At 61.2% G+C, this 242-nt stretch carries 1 protein-coding gene; it reads right to left on the bottom strand.

The genetic code is table 11. The features are described from left to right. Positions 1 to 120, bottom strand: a 120-nt coding sequence (locus tag SB822_RS60175) for an endonuclease/exonuclease/phosphatase family protein (protein ID WP_410859523.1), incomplete at its 3' end; no start/stop codon positions are given. Positions 121 to 242 lie beyond the last annotated feature (122 nt).

Here is a 242-nt window from a genome sequence, read left to right as displayed (position 1 = left end):
CGCCTTCAATTCCTGCAGACAGACAATGTCCGGCGCCTCGCGCTCGAGCCATTGCAGCAACGCGGCCTGACGCGAGCGGATTCCATTGATGTTGAACGTCGCAATGCGCAGCGTCGCCACAGTATGTCCTCCCTGCACGCAAGTTATTCCGACGACGCCTCGCTCGACACCTGCGACGCCGCTTCATCGCACCATTCGATCGCCCATGATCGCGCGCACGAGATCGCATCCGCTTCGTTCGA

Origin of the sequence: Paraburkholderia sp. SIMBA_054 (assembly GCF_046534875.1) — a bacterium.
Classification (GTDB): domain Bacteria; phylum Pseudomonadota; class Gammaproteobacteria; order Burkholderiales; family Burkholderiaceae; genus Paraburkholderia; species Paraburkholderia hospita.
This window is presented reverse-complemented; position numbering and strand designations above follow the sequence as displayed.